24 protein-coding genes are annotated in these 25,682 nt (G+C 62.8%); 18 read left to right on the forward strand and 6 right to left on the reverse strand.

Going from position 1 to position 25,682, the window contains the following annotated elements; all coding sequences use genetic code 11:
- Positions 1–6 precede the first annotated feature (6 nt).
- Both AC1TQG_RS22470 and AC1TQG_RS22475 read right to left on the reverse strand, forming a co-directional pair.
- Complete coding sequence (locus tag AC1TQG_RS22470; RefSeq protein ID WP_482140401.1) at positions 7–1,674, reverse strand: thiamine pyrophosphate-binding protein; 1,668 nt, start codon at positions 1,672–1,674, stop codon at positions 7–9.
- Positions 1,671–2,486, reverse strand: a complete 816-nt coding sequence (locus AC1TQG_RS22475; RefSeq protein WP_482140403.1) for a cyclase family protein — start codon at positions 2,484–2,486, stop codon at positions 1,671–1,673. Before AC1TQG_RS22475 ends, AC1TQG_RS22470 begins: the two co-directional genes overlap by 4 nt.
- A 170-nt stretch (positions 2,487–2,656) precedes the next feature.
- On the opposite strand from AC1TQG_RS22475, the gene AC1TQG_RS22480 reads away from it, so the two are divergent.
- From AC1TQG_RS22480 to AC1TQG_RS22490, 3 genes are all read left to right on the forward strand, one after another.
- Positions 2,657–3,436 carry an SDR family NAD(P)-dependent oxidoreductase gene (locus AC1TQG_RS22480; RefSeq protein WP_482140405.1) on the forward strand — a complete coding sequence of 260 codons (780 nt, stop codon included), beginning with the start codon at positions 2,657–2,659 and terminating at the stop codon, positions 3,434–3,436.
- A gap of 79 nt (positions 3,437–3,515) precedes the next feature.
- Entirely contained in the window at positions 3,516–4,376 is an 861-nt protein-coding gene (locus tag AC1TQG_RS22485; RefSeq protein ID WP_482140407.1) for a mycofactocin-coupled SDR family oxidoreductase, read from the forward strand.
- 40 nt (positions 4,377–4,416) lie between these two features.
- The gene (locus tag AC1TQG_RS22490; RefSeq protein ID WP_482140409.1) at positions 4,417–5,778 is read left to right on the forward strand and encodes a cytochrome P450; all 1,362 of its coding nucleotides are present in this window, start codon (positions 4,417–4,419) and stop codon (positions 5,776–5,778) included.
- Between the two features lie 18 nt (positions 5,779–5,796).
- Here AC1TQG_RS22490 and AC1TQG_RS22495 read toward each other — a convergent pair whose 3' ends face one another.
- Positions 5,797–6,615 carry an NAD(P)-dependent oxidoreductase gene (locus AC1TQG_RS22495; protein WP_482140411.1) on the reverse strand — a complete coding sequence of 273 codons (819 nt, stop codon included), beginning with the start codon at positions 6,613–6,615 and terminating at the stop codon, positions 5,797–5,799.
- Between the two features lie 263 nt (positions 6,616–6,878).
- On the opposite strand from AC1TQG_RS22495, the gene AC1TQG_RS22500 reads away from it, so the two are divergent.
- The 8 genes from AC1TQG_RS22500 (at position 6,879) to AC1TQG_RS22535 (ending at position 16,223) form a co-directional block, all read left to right on the forward strand.
- A complete protein-coding gene (locus tag AC1TQG_RS22500; protein ID WP_482140412.1) occupies positions 6,879–8,171 on the forward strand; it encodes an amidohydrolase family protein in 1,293 nt (430 codons plus the stop codon).
- 272 nt (positions 8,172–8,443) lie between these two features.
- A complete protein-coding gene (locus AC1TQG_RS22505; RefSeq protein WP_482141425.1) occupies positions 8,444–9,283 on the forward strand; it encodes an SDR family NAD(P)-dependent oxidoreductase in 840 nt (279 codons plus the stop codon).
- Between the two features lie 55 nt (positions 9,284–9,338).
- Positions 9,339–10,484, forward strand: coding sequence for a sulfotransferase family protein (locus tag AC1TQG_RS22510; protein WP_482140414.1), 1,146 nt, complete (start codon positions 9,339–9,341; stop codon positions 10,482–10,484).
- A gap of 8 nt (positions 10,485–10,492) precedes the next feature.
- Positions 10,493–11,563 (forward strand): hypothetical protein, encoded by a 1,071-nt coding sequence (locus tag AC1TQG_RS22515; protein ID WP_482140416.1) that lies wholly within the window; start codon positions 10,493–10,495, stop codon positions 11,561–11,563.
- A gap of 37 nt (positions 11,564–11,600) precedes the next feature.
- The gene (gene cysD, locus AC1TQG_RS22520) at positions 11,601–12,515 is read left to right on the forward strand and encodes a sulfate adenylyltransferase subunit CysD (protein ID WP_482140418.1); all 915 of its coding nucleotides are present in this window, start codon (positions 11,601–11,603) and stop codon (positions 12,513–12,515) included.
- A 53-nt stretch (positions 12,516–12,568) separates the two neighbouring features.
- A complete protein-coding gene (gene cysC, locus AC1TQG_RS22525) occupies positions 12,569–14,413 on the forward strand; it encodes an adenylyl-sulfate kinase (protein ID WP_482141427.1) in 1,845 nt (614 codons plus the stop codon).
- Between the two features lie 3 nt (positions 14,414–14,416).
- Positions 14,417–15,238, forward strand: coding sequence for a 3'(2'),5'-bisphosphate nucleotidase CysQ (locus tag AC1TQG_RS22530; RefSeq protein ID WP_482140420.1), 822 nt, complete (start codon positions 14,417–14,419; stop codon positions 15,236–15,238).
- 19 nt (positions 15,239–15,257) lie between these two features.
- Positions 15,258–16,223, forward strand: coding sequence for a LysR family transcriptional regulator (locus AC1TQG_RS22535; RefSeq protein WP_482140422.1), 966 nt, complete (start codon positions 15,258–15,260; stop codon positions 16,221–16,223).
- On the opposite strand, the gene AC1TQG_RS22540 is transcribed toward AC1TQG_RS22535, so the two are convergent.
- From AC1TQG_RS22540 to AC1TQG_RS22550, 3 genes are read right to left on the reverse strand one after another with little or no spacing between them, the layout of a single operon-like run.
- Positions 16,220–16,789, reverse strand: coding sequence for a PaaI family thioesterase (locus tag AC1TQG_RS22540; protein ID WP_482140424.1), 570 nt, complete (start codon positions 16,787–16,789; stop codon positions 16,220–16,222). The two genes, AC1TQG_RS22535 and AC1TQG_RS22540, sit on opposite strands and share 4 nt — an antisense overlap.
- Entirely contained in the window at positions 16,779–17,417 is a 639-nt protein-coding gene (locus AC1TQG_RS22545) for a PaaI family thioesterase (RefSeq protein ID WP_482140426.1), read from the reverse strand. The genes AC1TQG_RS22540 and AC1TQG_RS22545 overlap by 11 nt, the downstream gene beginning before the upstream one ends.
- A gap of 48 nt (positions 17,418–17,465) precedes the next feature.
- Positions 17,466–18,386, reverse strand: coding sequence for a TIGR03564 family F420-dependent LLM class oxidoreductase (locus tag AC1TQG_RS22550; RefSeq protein ID WP_482140428.1), 921 nt, complete (start codon positions 18,384–18,386; stop codon positions 17,466–17,468).
- Positions 18,387–18,479: 93 nt separating this feature from the next.
- Here AC1TQG_RS22550 and AC1TQG_RS22555 point away from each other — a divergent pair, with 93 nt between their 5' ends.
- The 7 genes from AC1TQG_RS22555 (at position 18,480) to AC1TQG_RS22585 (ending at position 25,552) form a co-directional block, all read left to right on the forward strand.
- Positions 18,480–19,313 (forward strand): TauD/TfdA dioxygenase family protein, encoded by an 834-nt coding sequence (locus AC1TQG_RS22555; protein ID WP_482140430.1) that lies wholly within the window; start codon positions 18,480–18,482, stop codon positions 19,311–19,313.
- Positions 19,314–19,359: 46 nt separating this feature from the next.
- Positions 19,360–19,986 carry a vitamin K epoxide reductase family protein gene (locus tag AC1TQG_RS22560; protein WP_482140432.1) on the forward strand — a complete coding sequence of 209 codons (627 nt, stop codon included), beginning with the start codon at positions 19,360–19,362 and terminating at the stop codon, positions 19,984–19,986.
- Positions 19,987–20,164: 178 nt separating this feature from the next.
- Complete coding sequence (locus AC1TQG_RS22565) at positions 20,165–20,356, forward strand: DivIVA domain-containing protein (protein ID WP_482140434.1); 192 nt, start codon at positions 20,165–20,167, stop codon at positions 20,354–20,356.
- An 83-nt stretch (positions 20,357–20,439) separates the two neighbouring features.
- Positions 20,440–21,087 (forward strand): TetR family transcriptional regulator, encoded by a 648-nt coding sequence (locus AC1TQG_RS22570; RefSeq protein ID WP_482140436.1) that lies wholly within the window; start codon positions 20,440–20,442, stop codon positions 21,085–21,087.
- Between the two features lie 208 nt (positions 21,088–21,295).
- Positions 21,296–22,855: an HNH endonuclease signature motif containing protein gene (locus tag AC1TQG_RS22575; protein ID WP_482140438.1), complete on the forward strand. Its 1,560-nt coding sequence runs from the start codon at positions 21,296–21,298 to the stop codon at positions 22,853–22,855.
- A 337-nt stretch (positions 22,856–23,192) separates the two neighbouring features.
- Positions 23,193–24,725: a nitric oxide reductase activation protein NorD gene (locus AC1TQG_RS22580; protein WP_482140440.1), complete on the forward strand. Its 1,533-nt coding sequence runs from the start codon at positions 23,193–23,195 to the stop codon at positions 24,723–24,725.
- A gap of 20 nt (positions 24,726–24,745) precedes the next feature.
- The gene (locus AC1TQG_RS22585; RefSeq protein ID WP_482140442.1) at positions 24,746–25,552 is read left to right on the forward strand and encodes an AAA family ATPase; all 807 of its coding nucleotides are present in this window, start codon (positions 24,746–24,748) and stop codon (positions 25,550–25,552) included.
- Positions 25,553–25,682: the final 130 nt, after the last annotated feature.

The raw sequence follows: 25,682 nt of genomic DNA on the forward strand, positions 1-25,682 counted from the left end.
GCCGGGTCAATGGCCCGCGAACGCCTCGGCCAGCCACCAGGATCCGCCGTCGCCTGTGACCTTCGCGTCGATCACGAGGGGTCGGGCAGCGCCTGCCGCGCGATAGCCCTCCACCCAGGTGCGCACTTCGTCCAGATCATCGACGGTGCGCACAGTGACCCCGTCAGCACCGAAACCCCGTGCGATGGCAGCGATATCGGTTTCGGGGAAGGTCACCGTCTCGTGGTCGGCGTCATCGAAGTGGTGCACCTCTGCGCCGTAGGCGGAGTCGTTGTAGACGATTGCGACCAACGGCAGACGCAGGCGTACCGCGGTGTCGATTTCGGAGATACCCATGAGAAATCCACCGTCGCCCGCACCGAGGACACCGAGCCGGTCGGGGTGTGCGATTCCAGCCCCGATCGCGGTGTACAGCCCGAGTCCGATCGATTGATATGCCTGGGTGAAGCAGAAGCCATGGTGGTCGGGGACGGACAGATGGGTGGACGGGTAACCCATGAAGTTGCCGGAATCGATGGATACGATCCGCTCCGTTGGCAGGATCTCGTCGAGGGCGATGGTCAGCGCACGTGAGTCGATGCGATCGGTGCTGGACGAGTCATCGACCGGAACATCCTGCCAGCGAGCCGATTCCGCAATCTTTGCCCGCACCACAGCAGTCCGGTAGCGCTTGGCCCCTTCCGGCTCCACACCCCACAATTCCGCGAGAACGTCGGTGGCGGTCAGCGCACAATCGCCGATGACCCCGAAACCGACCGGTCGGTGCGCGCCGATCGCATCGACATCGTCGTCGACCTGGACGACGATGGTCTCGGTTCCGATCAATCGGCCGTGCCGCATCGTCCACATGTTGAGGGCGCATCCCCAGCCGACGATGAGGTCGGCGCCCGAGATCAACTCGGCGGCGGTCGGCGACGAGAACCCGCCGGAGATGCCGAGGGAGAAGGCGTCGCCGGCGAAGAGTCCGTTGGCGACCGCCGATGTCGCAACCAAAGCGCCACTTGCCGAAGCGAGTTCGGCGATCTGCCGGCCGGCGTCGCGGGCGCCTCGACCGGCGACGAACACCGGCCGCTTCGAGCCGCGAATGGCGTCGACGAGCCGGGCGACCGCATCGGTGTTGGGCCGCACCCGCGGCTCTTCGACCGTGATCCCGATCGGGCCCTCCACACCGGCACGCTGCGCTGCGATGTCGATGGAGACATTGAGGACGACGGTGCGCCGTCGGGCGACCGCGCACCGGTAGGCACGGGTGACATCTGCGACGACGGTCTGCGCCGAATACACGCGATCACTGATCGCGCCGACGCTGGTGACCAGCGCGTCCTGGTCGATGCGAAAGTTGGAGCGCAGCGCCGACGCGGGACTGTCGGCGGTCAGGACGATCATCGGGGTCCGGCTCTTGGCGGCCTCGGTGATACCGGTCATCGCGTTGGTGAGGCCGCAACCCTGGTGCAGCGACACGACTCCCACCCGTGACGACATCCGCGAGTACGCGTCGGCCATCGTCGCCGCCCCACCTTCGTGACGGGCCGCGGTAAACGGCACACCCCCGGCACGCAGCGCATTGGTCATCACAAAGTTGCCGCTACCGACCACCCCGAACACGTGCCCGACACCGAGGTCGGCCAGGACGCGTCCGACGACGTCGGCAACGGTGGGTCCGTAGGTGCTCACGCACCCGCTCCGGCTGCACCTGCTCCGACGACGACGGCCAGGACGCGGGACGGGCTACCGGTCCCGCCGACGATGGGCAGTGGGCTGACCACCAGCAGGGCGCCGGTGGTGGGGAGTCGACCGAGGTTGCGCAGTGAGGTGATGCCGTATTTGTCGTTGCCGAGGAAGTAGTTGTGTACCGGGAAGGCGGGTTCGAAACCGCCCGCGAGACCGGCGTCCACCCCGACGGTCTCCACGCCGAGGCCGGTGATCTCGCGCTCGGTGGCCAGCCAGCGCGCACAGTCGGCCGCCACGCCCGGTGTGTGAGAGCCGGTGTCGTCGGCGTTGAGGAATTCCTCCTCGGATCCGCCCCGCGACTCCCAGCCGGTGCGCAGCAGCAGCCACACGCCCGCTGCGAGCGGTCCGTTGGCCGCTTCCCACTCCTCGACGTCGGCGATGCTCAGGAGGTAATCGGGGTTGTCGGCGACCTTCGTGGTCAGGTCGATGACGGCGGCCGGCCCGATGAGTCGCTGCACCGGGATCTGCGATACGTCGTCGCCGTCGCGACCGGTGATCCAATGCACCGGTGCGTCGAGATGGGTGCCGATGTGCTCACCCGTATGGATGTTGTTGTGACGCCAGAACGGGCCGGGTTCGTTGTAGGCGCTGACCTCTTCGAGGCTGAAGTCGATGAGGTTCGCGAACGGCTCGGGCAGGCGCAGCGCCGGGGTCGAATTGCTCAGCGGCGTGGTCAGGTCGATCACCTCGAGGCTGCCGGTGAGGATGCCGTCGAGAAAGTTCGACAGGGCGGTGGTGGTATCGGGGACGGTCATGTCAGCACCTCGGTTCTTCCGTGTTGGCTATGCACGTCACGGTAGTCCGACACAACCGGCAGGCCACGCACAGTCCCCAGGAGAGTCACCGTTTCCACCTGCTCCGCATTCTCCCTGTGCTATACACATGTGAATGCTGTACGTCCGTATAGCAATGAGCGGGAGGTTCGATGAATACAGATGCCGCGCAAAGTGATCCGTCCGGACGCGTAGCCGTGGTAACCGGCGGTGGATCGGGCTTGGGCGAATCGATCTGCCACCATCTGGGGCGGCAGGGTCACCAGGTGGCAGTGCTCGACACCGACACCGGCGCCGCAGAGCGGGTGGCCGCCGACGTACGGGCAGCGGGGTCCAAGGCGTTGGCGGTGGCCGTGGACGTCGCGGACCAAGCATCCGTCAACGCCGCATTCGATACCGCCCGGAGCCAACTCGGCCCTGTCGAGATCCTGGTGACCAGCGCGGGTGTCTCCGGATTCACCCCGTTCGAAGACATCACCCTCGACGAATGGAATCGGTACATCGCCGTCAATCTCACCGGCACCTTCCTCTGCGCGCAGGCTGCGATACGCGACATGGTGGACGCCGGTTGGGGCCGGATCGTGACGATCTCGTCGGCGGCCGGGCAAACCGGCGCGCTTCGCCAAGGCCACTATTCGGCCACCAAAGGTGGTGTCATCGCGTTCACGAAGACGTTGGCCCTGGAGTACGCCGCCAAAGGAATCACCGTCAACACGGTTCCCCCGTTCACCATCGACACCCCGATGTTGCGGGCCGCGCAGGATGCCAAGCATCTCCCCGAGGCCAAGTACATCTCCCGGGTGATCCCGTCCGGGCGGGTCGGGAGCGGCGACGACATCGGCGCAACATGCGCGTTCCTGTGCTCCGACGCCGCCGGCTACATCACAGGGCAGGTCATCGCGGTCAACGGAGGCGCGGTGATGTCGGGATAGAACCCAGAAACGTTACAACAGCAAATCTTTCGAACACTTGAAATTCATCGTCGGTCAGAACCCTTTGGAAGGAACAACTATGGGACGTGTTCAAGGCAAGGTCGCATTCATCACCGGAGCCGCACGCGGCCAGGGTCGCAGCCATGCGGTGCGGCTTGCCGAAGAAGGTGCCGACATCATCGCAGTCGACCTGTGCGAAAACCTCAGCACCGTCAACTATCCCCTTGCCACACCAGAAGATCTCGCCGAGACCGCCCGGCTGGTCGAAAAGCATGATCGACGTATCGTCACGGTCCAGGCCGATGTTCGAGAGCGTGCCCAGATGGTCGCGGCGCTGGACCAAGGTCTCGCCGAGTTCGGCAAGGTCGACGTGGTCATCGCCAATGCCGGAATCGCCGCAATGACCGGCGAACCCGGCATCAACGCATGGATCGACACCATCGACACCAATCTGCTCGGTGTGATCAATGCCGTGCAGGCGGCACTGCCACATCTGCAAGCGGGCGCATCACTCATCGCCACCGGTTCGACCGCCGCCCTGATGGATGTGAGCAAAACCGATGCCCCAGGGCAGGAACTCGGCGGTGCCGCATACGCATTGGCCAAACGGCAACTGACGCATTTCATGCACATGGTCGCCCTGCACATGGCCCCCCGCAACATTCGCGCCAATGTCGTGCACCCCACCAACTGCAACACCGACATGCTCCAGAGCGAACCGATGTACAAGGCTTTCCGTCCCGATCTCGAACATCCCACGCGCGCCGATGCCGAGCCCGGATTTGCGGTGATGCAGGCAATGCCGATTCCGTACGTCGAGCCCGAGGACATCACCAACGCCGTGTTGTTCCTGGCCTCCGACGAATCGAGGTACATGACCGGCATGCAGCTGCGAATCGACGGCGGCGGGTACCTCAAGTGGTACGACTTCAAACTCTGAGGGATCGGTTCACAACCGGCTGACGGCTAGGAGATGAGTCATGAGCGTTGACCACGGCAGCGACAACGACCGGAAGTCGCCCCGCTTCCACTTCGATCGACACACAACGGAATACCGCGAACGGTTCACCGATATCACCGAGGAGATGCAGAGCAAGTGCCCCCTCGCGTGGAGCGATACCTACAACGGGCATTGGGTCGCTGCCGACAACCGGGCGGTCTTCGAACTCGCCCGCAGCGCGGATGTCTCTGCCGATCACGACGTGAACGGTGAACGTCGTGGCTACCAGGGTGTTTCGATCCCCAAGCTGATGGAGGTCAGCATCCGGGGCGGTCTGTTGGAGATGGACGATCCCGAGCACAAGATCTATCGCGGCGCGCTCAATCCCTATCTGTCGCCCGCCGCGATCAAACGGTGGGAACCGTTTATCGACGACGTGGTGCGCGCCTGCCTGGACGAGAAGATCGAAACCGGCCACATCGACTTCGTCGAGGATCTGGCCAACATCGTCCCTGCCGTGGTCACACTGGCAATGCTGGGTATTCCGTTGCAGAAGTGGGAAATATACAACGAACCGGCCCACGCGTCGGTCTACACCGCACCCGAGTCACCGGACGCCCCGCGGGTACTGGATCTGTACATGGCCATGGGCATGGATCTGTTCTCCAACCTGGCCGAGATCCGCGAGAGCCCGCGTCCCGGGATCATCAACGCGTTGGCCGGGCTCCGGATCGATGGCGAGCCTGCGGCCGACATGGAGCTGCTCGGGATGTTGAACCTTCTCATCGGCGGCGGGTTCGACACCACCACAGCGTTGACGGCGCACGCGCTGGAGTGGTTGTCGGAGAATCCCGATGAGCGCGACGTACTCAGCCGTGAACGAGACGAACTACTCGATCCGGCAACCGAGGAGTTCTTGCGCTTCTTTACGCCTGCCCCCGGCGACGGACGAACCATCGCTGCAGACATGGAACTCGACGGCAGGCAGCTCAAGGAGGGCGACCGACTCTGGTTGTCGTGGGCCATGGCCAACCGCGACCCGGACATCTTCGACGACCCGAATGACCTCGTACTGGACCGAAGCGGCAATCGCCACTTCAGCTTCGGCATCGGCATGCACCGGTGTATCGGTTCCAATCTTGCACGCACCGTGTTCAAGTCGATGATGAGCGCGGTGCTCGACCGGATCCCGGACTATCGCTGCGTTCCCGAAGGGACGGTCCACTACGAAACCATCGGGGTCATCCAAGGCATGCGGTACCTGCCGGCAACTTTCACTCCGGGCTCTCGAGTCGGCGCGGGCCTGGACGAGACTCTGGAGAAGTTGCAGCGGATCTGCGTCGACCAAGAGCTGGCCAGACCGGTGACCGAACGCAAAGAGTCGGCACGCATCCACGATTGACGCGCCGTCGACGCGCGATCAGCGTGGGTGGCCCATCGCCTCCAGCGTCGAGTCGACGGCGGCCAGCACCGCCGCCGACTTGGCCCCGGCGTCGTCGGCCAGGCTCGCGATCAGTCGCGCATCCTTCTGCAGTAGCGTCCCCGCGATGGAGGCGATCGCGTCGATCGTTCCGCCGGATGCGGCAATGGCGCCAAGTGCATAGCTGTTCGCCGACCCCTTGGAGATCACCTCGCCGAGACGATCGGGATCCACCCCCAAGGACCCACCCAGGGCCAACGCATCGACGACGATGCCCAGGTTGGCGGCAAAGACAACGTTGTTGAGGAGTTTGGTCACCTGGCCCGACCCCAGTGCACCGAGATGGACAACCGGCTCGCCGTATGTGGAGAACACGGGCCGGCACCGTTCGACGGTCTCCGCTTCGCCACCGACCATGACCAGGAGGTTGCCCGCCACGGCTGCAGGGCCACCACCACTGACCGGCGCATCGAGCACCACAACCCCTTGCGCCGCTGCCTTCCCAGCCAGATCGCGACAGGTGTCGGGCGCGATGGTGCTGTGGATTGCGATCACACCTCCCGGTGCCAGGCCGGCGAGTACTCCGAGTTCACCGGTCACGATTTGCCGAACATCTGCATCGTCGACCACGCAGAGGCAGACCAGATCGCTGGCTGCCGCCAGCTCAGCAGGGCTGTCCGCGACTCTTGCTTCTGTGTCCGCAAAGGATTCCAGCGACGCCGACCGGCGCGCCCACAGTGTCGTGTCGTAGCCCGCTTCCACGATCCGCCGAGCCATCGGCGCGCCCTGACTCCCGAGACCTATGAACCCAATACGCATCGTGTTCCTCCAACTTCGCGAAATACTCTCGTATATAACGCTTCTCGGAATCCGGGCGCGGATCGTTCCGATGTCGGCCGATCGACTTCAGCCTGGCTGGGCGTTGGCGCAGAGCGCTTTTCGGACTGCGCTCACAAAGAATACCCACCCACCTACTCCCGTCGGCCGATTCGAAAAATTCGCCCACATAGAGCCCCCACCTGCCATACATTCGTACAATATGCGCCGGCTCTCGACGGCCGGCCCCAGCGGAAGGCATAGCTGTGAACAAAGACGACATGATCCTGATCAGTATCGACGACCACATCATCGAGCCACCTGACATGTTCGACAATCATCTGCCCGCCAAATACAAGGCAGACGCACCCCGTCTCGTCCACAACCCCGACGGCAGCGACACCTGGCAGTTCCGCGACACCGTCATCCCCAACGTCGCGCTCAATGCGGTTGCCGGGCGACCGAAGGAAGAGTACGGATTGGAACCACAGGGTCTCGACGAGATCCGGCCCGGTTGTTACGACGCGGCCGAGCGGGTGAAGGACATGAATGCCGGCGGCGTACTCGCCACCATGAACTTCCCGTCGTTCCCCGGATTCGCAGCCCGACTGTTCGCCACCGACGACGCCGACTTCTCCCTGGCTCTGGTGCAGGCCTACAACGATTGGCACATCGACGAATGGTGCGGCGCCCATCCGGGGCGATTCATCCCGATGGCCTTGCCACCGATCTGGGATGCCGAGCTCTGCGCCCAAGAAGTACGTCGGGTCTCAAAAAAGGGCGTGCACTCGCTGACCTTCACCGAAAACCCCTCGGCGCTGGGCTATCCCAGCTTTCACAGTGACTACTGGAACCCACTGTGGAAGGCGCTCGTCGACACCAACACCGTGATGAACGTGCACATCGGCTCATCCGGACGACTCTCGATCCCCTCGCCCGACAGCCCGATGGACGTGCTGATCACGCTGCAACCGATGAACATCGTGCAGGCCGCGGCCGACCTCCTGTGGTCCACACCGATCAAGGAATTCCCCGACCTGAAGATCGCCCTGTCCGAGGGCGGCACCGGGTGGATCCCGTACTTCCTCGAGCGGGTCGATCGCACCTATGAGATGCACTCGACGTGGACCAACCAGGACTTCAAGGGCAAGCTTCCCTCGGAAGTGTTCAGGGACCATTTCCTGACCTGCTTCATCTCCGATCCCGTCGGCGTGCAGCTACGAAACGAAATCGGTATCGACAACATCTGTTGGGAGATGGACTATCCGCACAGCGATTCGATGTGGCCGAACGCGCCGGAAGAGCTCGAGGGCGTGTTCGACAAGTACAACGTCACCGACAATGAGATCAACAAGATGACCCACGAGAACGCGATGAAGTGGTACTCGTTCGATCCCTTCAAGGACGTTCCCAAGGAGCAGGCCACGGTCGGTGCGCTACGCAAGGCCGCCGAGGGACATGACGTGCAGACCCGCGCGTGGAGCACGCGTGAAAAGTCCGGCACCAGCTTCGCTGATTTCGCCGAGAAGGCGAAAGAGATTTCGGGCGTCCAGGATTGATCGAATAGCAATTACCCGCTCGCCGACTGCGGCCAGGTGCTCCACAGGAGCCCTGGCCGCTTTTTGTTGTTGAACCAAGCTTCGACTGCCAGACCCACGTCGGAGCCATAACGAATTGTTATGGCTCGGCGCCGAAATTGGTATTGGAAACTGCAGTTGCCGCACCCATAGTCTCGAAGCATCCAAACAAACGGTATGCCGCGCACCACAATATTGCGCGAATGTGACGGGAGTTTTCAGTGAGTGTTGAAGACAAGAACTGGACAGAAGCGATGGGTTTTGATCGCATGCCCAACCACATCGTTGGCATGCGCGTCACCGAACAAATGGACCTGACCGGCAAAAAGGCGATTGTCATCGGTGCTGGGGGCGACGGTTTGGGCCAGGCGATTGCCAACCGCCTCGCCGGCCTCGGCGCCGATATTGCACTGGTTGGCCGGACCTTCGAGAAGGTCGAACGTCGTGCCAAGGAAATCGAGGAACGCTGGGGTGTAAAAGCGATACCCGTTCTCGCCGATATGTCAGATTGGGATCAGGTCCACCAGGGCGTCAAAGAAAGTCATGACCGCCTCGGCGGCCTCGACATCATGGTGAACAACCCGGTCATGGCGGTGGCCGGCCCCTTCGAGAAGCACACGAAGGAAGACATCGACAAAACAATGCTGGGCAGCCTGACCATGATGATGTACGGCGCGCACGCCGCGCTCGAATACCTCCTCCCGCAGGGTTCGGGCAAAATCATCAACATCGGCGCCGTCGGTGGACGCATGCAGCACCGTGGGCTTGTTGTCTACAACTCGGCCAAAGCCGGTGTCATCGGCTTCACCCGCAACCTCGCTCACGAGATGGCGCCGCGCGGTGTCAACGTGCTGGCAGTCGCCCCCGGAATCATGATCAAACCTGATCTCGTGGAGCGCTTCCTTAATCCACAAAGCGATCAGGACTACGCCGCCCGCGACTCCATCGCCGAAGCACTCGAGAACTACGTCCAACTCGGTCGCGGCGCACTGCCGGAGGAAGTGGCCAACATGGTTGCGTACCTGGCCACGGACGCCGCCAACTACATGTGCGGCCAGACCATCGATGTCGCAGGCGGACAGTTCATGAACTGACCTTCGATCGACTACATCCCTTGCTAATCAACTGATTTCAACCCCGGAGGTCACGATGGGCGCCATCGACGATGTCATGGACGCGGCTACCACAAGCACCGGACTCACCGACTTCGGTGATGACTCTTTCCGCGAAGGTCTCGAAATACTGACGGCATCGCTTCGCGACGAGGCCAACTTGAACGCGACCGGTGAAGTGTTCATGCGCGACCGCATCGTCGGATATCTCAGCCAACGGTTGCAGGTCGAAGACTGGTATGCCCGTCACCCCGAGATCGACGAGGTCTCGATCGTCACCCCCCTGATCGGGATCGGACTGCCGCGCACCGGTTCATCGGCGTTGTCGAGTTTGCTCTCGCAGGACCCCGACGTGCGATACATCAGGCGCTGGGAGTCGTCACAGCCCTGCCCGCCGACGTCGACTGTTGTCGGGGTCGATCCGCGTATCCCAACGGGCATCGGCGAGATGCTCGGGTCACGGCATCACGTCCCGAGCGAGACCCACGGCCCCATGGAATGCCACGAAATCATGGCGTTGGACTTCAAGACCCACTTCTTCCAGTCACTGGCCCAGATTCCGACCTACTCGGAATGGTTTGTGACCAAGGCAGACCTCACGTCCACGTTCGAGTACCAGCGCAGAGTGATGAAGCTGATGCAGTGGGGTGAGCCCACCCGGGAGTGGCGACTCAAGTGCCCGTCGCACATCTTGGTCCTGAACGCCCTGGACAAGGCGTTTCCCGATGCCCGCTACGTCATGACCCATCGGGATCCGACCGACGTCATCTTGTCGGTCGCCGACCTGTACGCCGACATCATCACGAGGTTCACCGACACGATCGACAAGCCATACATCGGCAAGCTCAACGTCGACCATTGGTCGTTGGGTATCCAACGCGCCATGCAGTTCCGCCGCGACGGCGCCGATGACCGCTTCTACGACATCGACTTCCGGGCGATGCAAAGCGATCCGGTCGGCGAGGTCCAGGGTCTGTACCGCTGGCTCGGAACCCCCGTCAGCGCACAGTTCGAGTCGCAGATGCGCAGTTGGTGGGAGAAGGCGGCAGGCGAGCGTGAGCCGAGTTCACACGCTGACCCGGCCGAGTTCGGCATCGACCTCGACACGGTCCGCCCACTGTTTGCCGAGTACAGCGAGAACGCCCAACGGTGGACCAGCCATACCAACCCAAATGTGAAGTGAGAGAAACGATGACGATTGATCTGACCGGCGGCCTTGATCTAACTCGCGACCACGTCTTCGCCGAGCGGCCCGAAGATCCGGAAATGCGGGACTCGGTGAGTTTCTGGGTGGTCGATGACCGCGGCGAGGTGGGACTACCTCGCATCGGCGTGGAAGCCGTTTCCTCTAACTGGGATACCCACGACCTGCAGGTGAATGTCACCTATCCGGATGGTCGCGTGTACCGACTGCGTGCCACCGAACCCGCCGCCTCACCCATCGGACCGGAAGGCAAGCCCACCGTGCTGGGAGCCGGCGGATTGAAGTTCCACTGTGTCGACGAGTTCGACACCTGGACAATGACATACGACGGTAAGGCCGTACAGACCACCTCGGCCGGGCTCATCAAGGGTGAGACCGACGGTCCGGTCGTCAACGTCAGCTTCCATGTCGAAGCGAAGATGGCCGTGCCACCGTGGATCCAGGGCACCATGGGCAAAGACGCCCAGGAAAAGCTGAAGGACGGCGCGTTCTCGGGCATGATGGGTGGCCCTCGCTACGAGCAGTTGTTCCGGGCGACCGGCCGGGTCAGCATCGACGGGGCCGAGGACCACACCTTCACCGGCTGCGGACTGAGAATCAGACGTCAGGGCGTCCGCAACCTTGCCGGATTCTGGGGTCATTGCTGGCAGTCCGCTGTTTTCCCGAGCGGCAAGGCTTTTGGCTACATCGCCTATCCTCCGCGCGACGACGGCCAGGACACTTTCGCCGAGGGCTTCATCTACAAGGGCGACGGAGATCTCATTCCGGCGCGAATCGTGAAGGCTCCCTGGCTGACCCGTCTTGTCCCCAGGGGAGACGACGCCACACTGGTCCTCGAGACCGACACCGAGACCGTGACCATCGCGGGCGAGGTCCTGTTCGGCGCTCACGATGTCTTCCACAAGGACAACGCCTACTCGACAAATGCGCTCAAGGCCGAGAATCCCGCCTTCCCCGCTGTGCACCAATCCGGTGTGCGCTATCGGTGGGACGACGAGGAAACAGTGGGAATGATGGAGCGCTCGAACCCACTCGACAAGATCGAGCAGGACTCGTGACCACATCGTCGGACATGTCCTCCGGAAGGCCACATCAATGCTGAACACACGCTACGAGCTCTCACACCTGGCCGCGCTCGAAGCGGAGTCGGTCTACATTTTCCGCGAGGTGGCCGCCACTGCACAGCGCCCGGTGCTGCTGTTCTCTGCAGGCAAGGATTCGGTGGTGATGTTCCACCTGGCACGCAAGGCTTTCTGGCCGGCACCGATCCCGTTCCCGCTCATGCATGTCGACACCGGCCACAACTTCGACGAGGTCATCGAGTACCGCGATCGCGTTGTCGAGAAAACCGGTGTCCGGCTGATCGTTTCGAGCGTGCAGGACGACATCGACGCAGGACGGGTGGTCGAACAGACCGGACCGGGCGCCAGCCGCAACCGACTGCAGACCGCCGCGCTGCTCCGCGGCATACAAGAGAACAAGTTCGACACCGTCTTCGGTGGCGCCCGGCGCGACGAGGAAAAGGCCCGCGCCAAGGAACGGGTGTTCAGCTTCCGCGACGAGTTCGGCGCCTGGGATCCACGCGCACAGCGTCCAGAGTTGTGGAATCTCTACAACGGACGACACCACAAGGGTGAGCACATCCGGATCTTCCCCTTGAGCAACTGGACCGAACTCGACATCTGGCAGTACATCGCCTCCGAAGAGATCGAACTGCCCAGCATCTATTATTCGCACCGGCGAGAGGTCGTTCCTCGCGACGGAATGCTGCTGGCCAAAACCCGTTTCGTGGAGTTGGCACCAGGGGAAGAAGTGATCACCGAGACAGTTCGGTTCCGGACGGTTGGCGATGCGACGTGCACCGGATGTGTCCTCAGCGATGCCGTCACCGTGCATCAGGTGATCGACGAGGTCTCCTCGACCCGGATCACCGAGCGCGGCGCCACCCGCGCCGACGACCGGATTTCCGAGTCAGGGATGGAAGACCGCAAGAAGGAAGGCTACTTCTGATGGCTCTTGCACACCCCACCACCGAATCCTCCACCACCGAGGCCAAAGGTCCAATGCAGACTGGAAAGCAGATGCTCCGCCTGGCAACCGCGGGCAGCGTCGACGACGGCAAGTCCACACTCATCGGAAGGCTGCTCTACGACTCCAAGAGCATCTTCACCGACCAGATGGAGTCCATCGAACGGACCAGCGCCGAGCGCGGAGACGAGTACGCCAACCTCGCTCTGCTCACCGACGGACTGCGTGCCGAGCGCGAACAGGGCATCACGATCGACGTCGCCTACCGCTACTTCGCCACGCCCCGACGCAAGTTCATCATCGCCGACACACCGGGGCACGTTCAATACACCCGAAACATGGTGACCGGCGCCTCCACTGCGGATGTCGCCCTGATCCTCATCGACGCCCGCAAGGGTGTCCTCGAGCAGACTCGACGGCACGCGTTTCTGTCATCCCTGTTGGGCATCGCCCATCTGGTGCTCTGTGTGAACAAGATGGACTTGGTCGACTGGTCCGAAGAACGTTTCATCGAGATCCGCGACGAGTTCAGCGCTTTCGCCGGCAAGCTCAACGTCCACGACCTCAGCTTCATACCGGTGTCAGCTCTCCTCGGCGACAACGTTGTCGATGCCTCGCAGCACATGCCCTGGTACACCGGCACCTCGCTCCTCGGTCACCTCGAAGACGTCCACATCTCGTCGGACAAAAACCTGATCGACGCGCGCATGCCCGTGCAGTACGTCATCCGCCCGCAGGTCTCCGATGGCTCCGACCACCGCAGTTACGCCGGGACCATCGCCAGTGGAACCTTCAAGCCCGGTGACGAAGTTGTCGTGCTGCCAAGCGGTTTCACCACCACGGTGTCGGAAATCTGGGGTCCCGGCGGGGCCAAGGTCGACGAGGCGTTCACATCGATGGCCGTCTCGATCTCATTGGCCGACGAAATCGACATCACTCGCGGTGAGATGCTGGCCCGGCCGGGCAACCGCCCACACGTCGGCCGCGACATCGACGCCATGGTCTGCTGGTTCTCCGACGACACCGCCCTGGCACCCGGGAACCGCTACACGATCCAGAGCTCGACCCGTGAGTCGAAAGCTGTCATCAGCACACTGACCTACCGGCTCGACGTGAACTCCCTGCACCGCGACGAGGCCCCGGAAGCATTACAGCTCAATGAGATCGGCCGAATCACACTCCGCACACAGCAACCGCTGATGTTCGATGCCTATCAGCAGCACCGTCACACCGGCAGCTTCATCCTGATCGACGAGGCCACCAACAAAACAGTGGGCGCCGGGATGATCAACGGCCCGGCCAGCAAAGACTCGCACGTTGTCTGGCACAGCTCATCGGTCACACGCGAGCAGCGCGCCACCACGGGTGCCACCATCTGGATGACGGGACTTTCCGGTTCCGGAAAGTCCTCTATTGCAGCAGAACTCGAGCGGTCCCTGGTCGCTGAGGGACGTCCCGCCTATCTGATGGACGGCGACAATCTCCGGCACGGTCTCAACTCCGACCTGGGCTTCAGCGACGACGACCGCCGCGAGAACATTCGCCGCACCGCAGAGATTGCCGCGCTTTTCGCCGATTCCGGTTCGGTGGCGATCGTCTCGTTGATCAGTCCCTTTGCAGCAGAACGACAGCGGGCCAGAGAGATCCACGCGCAGCGCGGGATCCCGTTCTACGAGATCTTTGTCGACACGCCACTCGAGGTCTGCGAGGAGCGTGACCCCAAGGGCCTCTATGCCAAGGCCCGCACAGGTGAGATTCCCCAGTTCACCGGGATCAGCTCACCGTACGAGCCTCCAACCGCGGCCGATATCGTCATCACGCCCAGCGACAGTCCCCTGCCGCGCGTCGCCGAAGCAATCCGCCGCGACCTGGGAATGTGAGCCGTGAGCTTCGATGATGCGGACACCGCGCTCGCCGGCGAGTTGGCCGCTGCCGCCGGTGACCTCTTGCTGGAACTACGGGCCACATCCGGCCTCGCCGGCAAGGATCTCGGCAGGGCCGGCGATTTCCGGTCGAATGAGTTCCTCCTGAAGGAACTCGCGCGGCTGCGGCCCGACGATGCGGTCCTGTCGGAGGAATCATCCGACGATCTGGGCCGACTCGACGCCTCTCGGGTCTGGATCATCGACCCGGTGGACGGGACCAAGGAATACGGACTCGGCCGCAGCGATTGGGCGGTTCATGTGGCGCTGTGGGAGCGCAATGGACGAGGTGACGGGGGCGGTCTGACCAGCGGTGCCGTTGCATTGCCCGCACTGTCGGTCACCTACGTCAATGACGGTGCCGCGGTCGAACCTGCAACCGGACTGGCGGCAACACCACGCGGATCGATTCCACGCATCGTCGTCAGTGGTTCGCGGCCACCGGCATTCGCGGAGGCAGTGACCTCGGCGCTGAGCGGCGAATTGTTGCCGATGGGTTCGGCCGGGGCGAAGGCGATGGCGGTCGTCCGTGGCGAGGCGGATGCATATGTGCACGCCGGCGGTCAGTACGAGTGGGATTCGGCCGCCCCGGTCGCCGTGGCCAGATCACAGGGATTGTGGTGCAGCAGGATCGACGGTGAGCCACTGCGCTACAACCAGAGTGATGTGTATCTGCCGGACCTCGTGATCTGCCGGCTCGAGCTCGCTCCGACAATCCTGGATGCCATCCGCGACGCCGACGGGGTTCCCCGGCAACCGAAGAGCCATCCGGTTTCGACCTAGGTGGCAGACTGGGATCGTTATGGATACCCATCGCCTCAAGTACTTCCTGCGCATCGCCGACGAGGGGTCGATGACGCGTGCGGCAAGTGTCCTTGGGATCGCCCAGCCTGCCCTGAGTCGTCAAATCCACCGTCTGGAGGAAGAACTCGGTGTAACGCTGTTTCGCCGCACGTCACGCGGCATGGAGTTGACGGAGGAAGGCGAACAGCTCCGAGCAAGTACGGCCGCGCCACTGCGCCAGCTCGAGCTCGCCGTCCAGTATGCCGGCTCGCCACTTGCACGACTCGAACGGGGATTTCGTCTCGGCCTCCTGGAGACGACCGTGGACCTGTTGGCCAAACCACTACTCGGCAGCCTCGCGTCGGCGTTCCCGAAAATGACTTTTGATATCACAGCCGCGAATACCGACCTTCTCATCGAGAGCCTGCTGAAGGGAACACTCGACACCGCCATCATCAACCCGATACCTGATGATCGCTTGTTCGCCAGCGACTTACTGATCGAAGACCTTGTCGTCATGGGCGGGGCGACAAGCGATCTCACTCCAGATCGGCCAATGCGTTTCATCGACATAGCCGAGCTTCCGCTGGTGATGCCCAGTACCCCAACCGGCCTCGCCAGCACCATCGAGAACGCAGCACTGCGACTCCAGATCCAATTGCAGTCCCGGTTTGCCACCGACTCACTGCAAGTCGCGAAAAGTCTCATCCGGGCCGGAACTGCCTACGGCATCCTGCCGATGTCCGCGTGCACCGCAGAGATCGAATCAGGACGGATTCGTTGGGCTCCATTGACAGAGCCCACCGTCAGTCAAAAGCTCATCATGGCGTCCACCGGCCGGCTCGAGTTGCCCCGCGGATTGGCCATCCGAATCGGCAACATCATCCATGATGAGATTGCCCAGCTGATCAACTCCGGTAGCTGGCCGGCGCAGATCCTCCACTCGCGCCACACGCATGAGTCCAAAGGCCGGTCGGGCGTCTAGTGCGGCGACGGCGCGAGCCGCGCTTCGGCCGACACGGTGGTGACGCCATCGGAAACGATTGTCCCTTGCACCTGCCGCCCGGACGGATCGGTTCGCTCCGCCGAGATGTGCAGCTCCGTGAGCAATGGGGTCGGCCGGTGATAACGCACCGACAACTCCTGCACCACCGCCGGTTCTCCCTCCACCATGCCGGCCGCTGCCAGGACATGACTGAGCATCAGCGCTGACATGCCACCGTGCACCAACGCTTTCGGTCCCTGATATTGCAGCCCGAGAAGACCAGTCGCCGAGACGTTTCCGTCGTCGTCGACGTCCATGTCAAGTGGCGGCGCGAGCGCATTCCCCCTACCCGACACCGGATCCCGATCGCCGGTCACCCCGGCGCAGTCGTCGATCAGCCGCGAGATCCGGTCGAGTTCTTCGGTCACCGCCTGCAGCCCCGGGTCCTCGGCGTCGACCCGAAGGAGCAGATCGGTGAGTCGTCGCAACCCCGCGGCCGCCGACTCGATGCCATCGGACTGTTCTACCCCGATGCCATCGGACTGTTCTACACCGTCAGTTCGCATGTGGCATCCGCTTTCTCGAGGCGATGAACAACCCATCGGCGTTCACGCACAGTTCGTCATTCAGCCAGATCTCTGCGCTCGAGTAGGCCTTCCGGCCGTCGACGCGTTCATGTCGCGATCTGATCGTCAGCTCCCGCCCGGACGGAACCGGCCGGTGGAACCGAATGTTGAGTTGCGCCGTCATCCCCGCGGCTCCGGCCACCGCGTTTGCGTTGGCCAGTGCCACATCGAGAATCATCGCCAGGGCGCCCTCGTGGACCACACCGGGCGCGCGCTCGTAGGCGACCGAAAACGTCACCACTCCGTTGGCGCCATCGTCGGTCGCCCCCAAGTCGGTGGGTGCAGCGATCGCGTTGTGCGCACCCACCACCGGGCTGTAGAGCGACCCCCTACCCTCGCGCTCCATCGCCTGTATCCGATCGTGTGGCGACGGCGCGCGGGTCTCGAGGTCATCGGCGAGGGCGTGGATCCGGCGGGCGATCTCCGAGAGATCCGCCGCACCGCGATCAGCGCCCGTCAGTGCCACCGTGGCCCGTCGCACGGCCGCAACCGCTTGCGCAGTCTGATCGCCGTCGCCCTCGTGATCACTGTGGTCGAGGTGGCGTTCCGCATCGGCGGTGTAAGTCACGTTTCATCTCCTCCTCGACACACGTCTGCGGGCCGTTGAAGTGAAACGCTACCCGGCAGCGGCCAGGTCGCGGAGCAGGTCACGGCTGCGCCGCATCGACCCACGAGGATCGGAACCCACCGGGGTGATCGCCGCCCAGACATCGGTTGCGCCCGCATCGATGAGGTTCTGCAGCTGTAGGCGCACCGATTCTTCGTTGCCGACGATGGCGATATCAGCTGCATCGGTTGCGCCCCCGGCGCTGATGACGCGCTGGTAGTTGGGCATTCCGGCATACATGCCCGACGTCGCGGCAACCGCGGCGCGCGCCTCGTCGACGTCGTCATGCACTGCCACCGGCAATCCCGCCACGATCCGGGGAGTCGGACGGCCCGCCTGCGCGGCCGCGGCGTGAATGGCAGGGGTGATCTGTGATTCGATGACCTTCGCCGAAGCCATCCACAGGACGGTGCCGTCAGCGAATTGTCCTGCCACCCGCAGCATCCGGGGCGACATGGCGGAAAGAAGCACTGGCACCTGATGTTTGACCGCTGTCATCCGGCCGGCACTCTTGGTGGTCCAGTCCTGTCCGTGGAAATCGACGTCCTCGCCGTGCAGCAGCGCGGTGATGATCTGGATGTATTCCTCGGTGTTGCGGCCGGGCCGCTCGTACGACAGCCCATATACATCTTCGATGAGGGGCCCGTGGGAAGGACCCAAACCGAGCGTGAAGCCGGGCCGTCCCATCGCCTCGGCAACCGCGGCAACACGGTTGGCCTGGAGCAATGGGTGCACCGGATAGGTCTGCAAGACGGCAGTTCCCAGCTCGATCGATGAGGTGGCCCTACCCGCCACCGCAAGTGCGGCGAGTGGATCACCCGCGACCGTACTGGCGTACCAGAGCGAGGTGAATCCGTCGGCCTCCGCACGCTCGGCCTGCTGGACGATCTTGTCGGTCGAAGAAGCGCCGCCGGTCAATCCAATTCGCATCGCGTTGCCAACCTGTCTTTCGAATGTATGGTGATCTTGAAGAGACTATACGACTGTATTGCATCTGCCATCCGGATACTTTGAGGAGCGCCCATGTTCGACACCGCCACCCCGATCACACCCTCGATCGGTATCGAGGTCAGCGGCGTACCCGGCCCCCGGCTTGCCAGTGCCGACGCAGCCCAGTGGTGCCGGTCGGCACTGGAGCGGCACGGAATGGTGCTGTTCCGGGAGTGTCACATCAGTGACGACGACCTGGTGGCACTGAGCCGCCTACTCGGCGAGGTGGTGATCCCCGGGCTGGGCGGTCAAGAAACCCATCCAGAGGTTTCAGCGATCAGCCTCGATCCCGCGGAGACAGTCCTGGCCTCGTACAACACCGGCACATTCCACTGGCATATCGACGGCGCCACCGATGCCATCCCACAATTGGGCACCCTGCTGACGGCACTCGAGGTCTCTGCCGAAGGCGGAGACACGGAGTTCGCCAACACCTACGCCGCCTATGACGCCCTGTCCGATGAGGACAAGGCCCTGGTCGCCGACCTGCGGGTGGTCCACAGCTTCAGCACGGCGCAACTGCTGGCCAATCCGGACCCCACAGACAAGCAGCGGGCTGCGTGGGCCCGGGTTCCCACCCGAGTCCACCCGTTGGTGTGGACACGCCAGACCGGACGCAAGTCCCTGCTGATCGGCGCCACCGCGGGTGAGGTCGTCGGCCTGCCACCCGAGGAAGGTCGAGCACTGATCAGCCGTCTGCTCGAATGGTCCACGCAGCCGCGTTTCTCTTTGCGCCATCACTGGCATCGCGGCGATCTGGTCTTATGGGACAACACCGGCATGCTCCATCGGGCGATCCCTTACACCGCCACTTCACGCCGGCTCATGCATCGGACCACGCTGATCGGCGAGGAAGCAGTCGCCTGAACCCTCGCGGGTAGATTCGTGGCATGAACGGCAAGGCGATGTGGCAGTGACGGCGACAGACACTTCCACCCAGGACAGCACCGACGACGCACCACCGGTCCTCTTTCCTCGACTGCTCCCCTGGATCCTGGGCATCTGCGGCGCCATCGGTCTGGCGGCATCGTTCACCTTGACCGTCGAGAAGTTCGAACTGGCGGCGAACCCGGACTATGTGACCAGTTGCGATATCAGCCCGGTATTGAACTGCGGCTCGATCATGGACACGTCCCAGGCGGCGCTCTTCGGCTTTCCGAACTCGCTGATCGGACTCGTCGGGTTCTCGGCACTGCTGGCGATCGCCGTCATGATGGGACGCAAACCTTCTGCGCTGATCATGCTCGGCATGCAGGTCGGACTGACCGCCGGCATCGTCTTCATACATTGGTTGATATTCCAGAGCCTCTACCGCATCGACGCGTTGTGCCCGTATTGCATGGTTGTCTGGGTCGTGACCATTGTCGCGTTCTGCTACGTGAGCCTGCGCAATGCCGACGACTACATCGCGGGCGGTGTTGCCCGGAAGATCCTCAACGGGGCATTGAGCATCCATTCCCTGATTCCGGTGGTGTGGATTCTCGTGATCGCCGGCCTGATCGGACAGCATTTCTGGTGGTACTGGTCGACGCTCATCTGACACCGAGCGGTCGGTTGACCCATGAACGGCGCACTTTTCCCGAAGAGCCACCCATGGCAATCAGTCTGAAGAACCCGGGTCTGAGGCCCGCGGCGTAGAACAGCACCCTATGTTCGCGATGGCAAAGCCGTTATGCTCGATATCAATCTGTGCCGGGCAAGCCCAGGAGGACGGCGAAATGCACACCACGGATAATTCACCTCACCCATTGGTCACCGCGTCGGACGTCCACAAGGTCGCATTCCGCAAGCCCCCGCTGGGCAAACGCGGCTACAACGAAGACGACGTCGACAGCTTCCTAGACGAGGTAGAAGAAACACTCCGCCAACTACACAACCGTCTCGCCCGCTACGAAGACCCCACCCGCTGAGAGCACCGATCAGGCCACCACCACGATCGCGTTCACGGTGGAGAACAACCGCAACCGCGTGATCGCAACCTAGACTCGGACAGATGACGGGTCACGGCAACGCTGCGGAGAAGGAACTCGGACCGCGGATTCCAGCCAAGCCGAATGGGCGTGCGGCACAGCGCCTCGAGACACGTCGACGGATCTTCGATGCCGCGGTGGCCGAATTCAAACGAACTGGCGTGGCCGACGCCGATGTCGGTGCCATCGTGACCGCAGTAGGTGTCGCACGCGGCACGTTCTACTTCCATTTCCCCAGCAAAGAGCACGTCCTCATCGAGATCGAGAACGCCGAGGTAGCCAGAGCTGCAAGGGATCTCGAGCGATTCATCGCCAAGTCGCCCGATTTGGCCGAGGTGCTCTCGGAGACCGTCCGCCTGACAAAATCAGCAAAGCGCAGGCTCGGAAAGAACCTGTTCCGGGATGTCCTGGCCCTGTATTTCTCCCCCACCCGCCCCCAGCCCGATCCCGCCCCCGCCAAAGGCCTGTCCGTCATCGAACTCGTCATCACCCAGATCGAACAGGCCCGCGATCGCGGTGAGATCTACGCCGACGTCGACCCCGCGCACAGTGCGCTCTTCTTCTTCCTCGGCCTCTATGCCTACCTGACCGTCAGCCACGAAGGTCCTCAAGATCCACATGTTCTCGATCAATACGTGGCCAGCGTCATGCGAGGCCTCGAACCCCGCTGACCGTCAGCAGGATTACCCGACGCACTCGGCGAAGACACCAGTGACCCTGAAGTGGGGTGCCCTGCGTATCCGAGGCGTACGCAACACGTTGCCCCACAAGGGTTTTACTTCGAACAGATCCGAAAACCATTACTCGAACAAACATTCGACACATTGTGTATCCCGGGGTATGTTGGTTGAAAGATTTCGATCAGATGTGCTGGGGGGCATGATGACTGACGATCCGTTTGATGAGGTTCCGGTTGGTACTTCTTCGGTTCCGGTGTTGGTGCGAAAGTACCTCGAGCTGGAGTTGCTGCTTGCCGATATCAATGATTGTTCGTCGTCGGATATGTCGGATGCCGAGGTCAATGAGCTTGTGCGGGTGCATGAACGGATCGTTCGTAAGCTCGAGTTCACCGGGCTACGGCACCTATTGGTGGCCTCGGACCGCTCGTCGTATTCGAAGGCCGGATATTCGTCGTTCTTTGGCTTTGTCCGCGGCGAGTTGCGGTTGACCAAAGGCCAAACCATGTCCAGGATCCGCGGTCTGGATGCAGTCGGCCGATTCCATACGATGCAGGGTGAAGAGCTGGCACCGAAATGTCCTGCCGCCGAACAGGCCTGGTCCCAAGGGTTGATCGGCGCAGCACATATGGATGTGATGCTAGATGTTCGTAAACACATCCCGTCAGCGTCGGATTCGGCGGTGTATGACGTGGTTGATCATTGGATGACCGAAGAGGCCGTCGGCCAGGATTCGACTCAGTTGGCGGCGTCGGGCCGTCAGGTGCTGGCCCGGGTCGATCCCGATGGCCGGCTGACCGATGATTCGGATCGGGCCCGTAAACGTTCGGTGAGTTTGGGTAATCAGGGTGTGGACTTGATGGCCAAGATCTCCGGCACCCTGGATCCGGAAACGTTGGCGTTGTTCACGACGGTGATGGATGTCTGGGCCGCCCCGGGCATGAACAACCCGGCCGACCCGAACTCGCCGACCGGGGCCAGCGATGACCCGAAACAAGATGCAGAGCTGATCAAGGCTGCCGCCGAGCGTGACACCCGCTCGATGGGCCAACAACGCCACGACGCGCTCAAAGCGATTTTGAAAACGATTTTGGAGTGCAACCTGCTCGGCAAGTCCCATCGGGGTTTGCCGGCGCAGCTGATCATCACGATGACCAAACAACAACTCGAGAATTGTGCCGGCATCGCAAAAACTGCCTCCGGCGTGGACATTCCGGTCAAAGAGGCACTGCACCTGGCAGCGCGTTCCGACAAATACTTGGCGGTGTTCGCCAACCACAGCGCCGAGGTGCTGTATTTCGCCCGGGCCAAACGCACCGCGCAGAAGGGTCAGCGGTTGGCGTTGTTCGCCCGCGACCGCGGTTGCTCGCACCCCGGGTGCACCAATCCGGCGGCGTGGGTGGAGATCCATCACCTGATTGCCTGGATCAACGGTGGTCTGACCGACATCGATCTGATGGGATCGGCGTGCCCGCCACACCACAAACTCGTCGGAGACGGCCCGGGTCAGTGGCAGACGATCATGATCACCGAGGGGCCCGACAAGGGCAGGGTCGGGTGGATACCACCATCGTCGGTGGATCCGGAACGAAAACCGCGGGTCAACCGTGCCCAGCACGTCAACGAAACCTTCGCAGCGGCCTGGGAGAAAGTCCTTGCCGACCGCCAAACAGCGTTGGTCAAGACCCGGTCGGAACTGACCAGAAGCGGGCTTGAGCACCCCGACGAGCCGGATATCGACAATCCCGAGCAAGTCGAATAATGCTCAGGAAGTATATGTTTCGCGCCGACAGGGCGGTCGATCACGGTGCAAAAACTGCGGCGCCCGCGATGAGGGATGCGCACTGTGTCTAATTTTGCCGACTGAAGTCATTGACAGATTTCATTGACATCAGTCAGTGAATGGGTCTAGAACTGACATATCCGCCGAGATCGAGATGGGGTCCTGGATATGTGGCTGGACATTCTGCGACTGGTGGTCGCTTGGAGCGCGATGGGTGCCGTGATCGCGTTCTGGTATTGGGTCATGAAGAACATCGGTACGTTCTGATGACCGGCGCCGGCAGGGCGAACATCGCTGGCAACGTGAGTGTTTCACGATGAACGGGACACCGATCCCGACTGCGCTCACCCTCGAGCGCAGCTGCGGCCTGACTGCCGCCGCCTTCTCGGAGCGACGCCGGAGCGGTGCTCGACTGATGACGGGCGAGCATCGAACGTTCGGACTCAACCGCCTCCAGAACATCGTCCAGGTGCCCTATCCGCCGATCTCGACGGATTGGACAACACGAACATTGACCTGCGGTGTTGCACTGCAGTGTTCGCCATCCAAAGACGACATCGGACGCTACCCACTGCACGAACTCTCGCCTCGTGGGCTGGCGGCTCTGACCATCGTCGAGGCGGGGGTCGCACTGCGCTGGATCGCCGATCACTGGCCCGGCCTGATACCGGAACTCGATCGCATTCTGACCGGGCTTCCGGTTGCGGACAGCGGCTTCGACGCCCCCGACATGCTCCGGCATGCGGACATGATGGCCAGTTCCCGCGAGAGAATCGACCCGCACCCGCTTCTCGGACAACTAACACTGCAGGCCCCGCCAGGCCGCGGCCTGGCTACCGCGATCAAGCGGGCGTACAGCCGGATGCCGTGGACTTCTCCCCGCAGCGACGCCCAGCGCCTGTTGTCCATCCCGGTCGGAGGTGAAGGCGGAATACGTAATTCGAACCTCCCGCCACCGAGCCGGCCCGAGGACGAAGACATCGAGATCCGGCCGGACCAGCGGGCGGGCATCCCCTACCCCGAGTGGAACGCATGGCGTGAGAGCTTCCTCATCGACCATGTTGCGGTGTTGGAACGAAAGCATCGGGGCACCGGCAGGCCGGGTCCACCTGTGTCGACAGATCTGCGGCAGTGGTTCGCCGAACACACACACCGATCGATCAAGAGCCGTCTGGAGGACGGATCCGATCTCGACGTCGACTCGTACGTCAACCACCACATCGACCTGATCACCGGAGAAGCCGCTGAACCCCGGGTGTTCCGGGAGCTGTTACCCATGTCGCGGGACGTGACCACTGCCCTGCTCCTCGATGGCAGCTCCTCACTCGGCATCCGCCGCGGCGAAGTCTTCGAGCTGGAACTGGCCTGCGCTGACGCACTTTCACGCGCGATGATGCTCACCCGAGAACGTCACGGAGTGTTTGTCTTCAGCGGCAACACCCGCCACCGGGTGGAGGTGAACTGCCTCAAGGACTTCGACGACACACATCTGGTCGTTCCGAGTGGTTCCGGCCTGGCAACCGGTGGGTACACCCGGCTCGGCGCCCCTATTCGGCACCTGACAAGCCGCCTGCTGGCCCAGCCCTGTGAACGGCGACTGCTCATCGTCATCGGCGACGGACTGATATCCGACGAGGGCTACGAGGGGCGATACGCCTGGGCCGACGTCGCCCACGCACTCGAAGAGGCCGACGACGCCGGGATATCGGTCTACTACATCGGCGTCGGTCCGGCCCGTGTCGACCCGCTACCCGAGGTCTTCGGATCCCGACGGTCTCAGCGAATCCGGCAGGTCGAACAACTACCCCGCGTGCTGGCTCATGTCCACCGAGAACTCCTCAGCGTCTGAACAATTGGAGCACAAAGACCTTGACCACCGACCTCTACCTCCCCACCGGCAACGAAATCGAGATGTTCGAGCGGGCTTTCAACCAGCAGCTTCCGGTGATGCTGACCGGCCCCACCGGTTGCGGGAAGACCCGGTTCGTAGAGCACATGGGCGAACTGTTGGGCACTGCCGTCGTCACCATCAGCTGCCACGATGATCTCACCAGCTCTGACCTCGTCGGGCGGTTCATGGTCACCGGCGGAGACGTCCGGTGGACCGACGGCCCCCTCACCCGCGCGGTGAAGGAGGGTGCGATCTGCTACCTCGACGAAGTGGTGGAAGCCCGCCACGATTCGCTCGCGATCCTGCATTCGCTGACCGACCACCGCCGGGCCCTGTATCTCGATCGCGCCAATGAAGTCGTCCGAGCACCGCAGTCGTTCATGGTCGTCTGTTCCTACAATCCGGCATACCGTAGCTCGCTCAAGGAGCTCAAACCCTCTTTCCGGCAACGGTTTGTGACCCTGCCGATGCACTATCTCCCGCCCGACCGCGAAGCCGCCGTCCTGGTCGCCGAAGCCGGCATAGACATTGCCGTGGCCAACCGACTTGTCCACTGCGCCATCAGTATCCGCGAGGCAGACGAGGTGTACCACTTCGAACCACCGTCGACGCGTGTGCTGGTGACCGCCGCGAGACTCATCGCCGCGGGCGCGTCCGAGATGCAGGCCGCCGAAGCTTCGATCCTGGCACCACTGAGTACCGACGGTGCCATCAGCAGCGGCTTGAGAGAAGTCGCCGCAGCAAGTCTGCAGGCCACCGAATACCAAGACTCACAGACACATTGATCGAAGGGAGCGGCTCGTGAACGAACAGGACAGGCGGCGCAAACGGGCGCTGATCGTCTTCCAGATCTTCGCGTACGGCTTCCTGCTGTCGCAATTCTTGATCCAGCTCTACATGTACACCGCTCGGGAT

The organism is Williamsia sp. Y844 (genome assembly GCF_056786475.1).